The organism is Ruegeria sp. AE3, assembly GCF_056542225.1.
This window is the reverse complement of sequence record NZ_JBQFZL010000046.1, coordinates 1-1329: the sequence shown is the minus strand read 5'-3', so window position 1 is coordinate 1329 and position 1329 is coordinate 1. Positions and strand designations below refer to the sequence as shown.

Sequence of the window (1329 nt, the reverse complement as noted above, 5' to 3'; positions counted from 1 at the left end):
GCCCGGTAGCTCGTCAGGCTCATAACCTGAAGGTCGTAGGTTCAAATCCTACTCCCGCAACCAAAAATTCCAGTCAGATATCAAACACTTACACGTCACCGATCTGGTACACGCCGGGTGAATGACAAAGACTTCCTGGAGCGATCACATCCGGTTCTCTGCAAAGCTCGGATCGGTCTTGAAAGCCGGTCCGTGCATGATAGCCGCGATGTCCGCAAGCACATGTGCTAGTGCAGACGAAGGTGGCGTAAGCTTCTGGTTACCGGGGCAGTACGCGAGCTTTGCGGCAATCCCGCCTCAGACGGGATTTTCGGTGCCCCTCGTTACCTATGCTTATTCTGGTGATGTTTCCGGCGGACAGGAACTTGAACTGGGTGGTGAAATCCGGTTGGGCGTAGACGCACGGTATCTTGGACAGTTCGTCATTCCGAGCTATAGCCCCGAAACCACGGTTCTGGGCGGTCAAATCGCCTTTTCGCTTGCGACCATCTTCGCATCCAGTGATGTGGACGCGGATGTGACACTCGGACCAGTCTCCGGGGGCGCATCGAAAAAGGTAACCGGGTTCAGCGATCTTTACCCCACGGTCCAACTGTTCTGGAACAAGGGCAAGGACAACTGGATGGTCTATGCGACGGGCGCAATACCTGTCGGAGACTACGATGCAGACCGTCTTGCGAACATCGGCATCGGTCATGCTGCGATCGACGTTGGAGGGGCATATACCTATTTCAATCCGGAAAGCGGATGGGAGGCGTCGGCCACGTTGGGTTTGACGTACAACTTCGAAAATTCAGACACGGATTACACCAATGGCGAGTCCATCCACCTGGACTGGGCAATGTCAAAGTTTGTCTCGGAGAACTGGCAATTGGGTGCGGTGGGTTTTGCATACAAGCAAATATCCAATGACCAGGGAGCGCCAGCGGCGCTCGGCGGATTCCGATCCGAGACCTATGGTGTCGGTCCTCAAATCGCATACAGTGGAGAGATCGGAGGACGGGCGGTCTACGCAAGCCTTCGAGCCTATAAAGAGTTCGAAACCAAAAACCGAACCGAAGGGGTCGGCGGCTTCTTCACGCTGTCGATATCCTTCTAGGTGGATCAATTATCCAATCGAGTACCAACAAAATCGCACCAGAATTGATTTGTTAGGAGGAGAAAGCATGACACGGTCGAAGCGCACTGCCACTAGCGGAGCGATTGCACTACTCGCAACGACGATCCTAGCGACGGCGATGCCAGCCCATGCGCAGGAATGGACCCCAGCTTCGGAACAGCTCGCCGATACCTATCCAGCGCCGGCCTATTCACCCTATGCTGGTCGAA

General features: G+C 54.9%; 1 protein-coding gene. It reads left to right on the top strand.

Translation table 11 applies throughout. The features are described 5' to 3' along the window. The first annotated feature begins 208 nt into the window (after window positions 1-208). Window positions 209-1099: a SphA family protein gene (locus tag ACR0NZ_RS20600; RefSeq protein ID WP_480521572.1), complete on the top strand. Its 891-nt coding sequence runs from the start codon at window positions 209-211 to the stop codon at window positions 1097-1099. Window positions 1100-1329 lie beyond the last annotated feature (230 nt).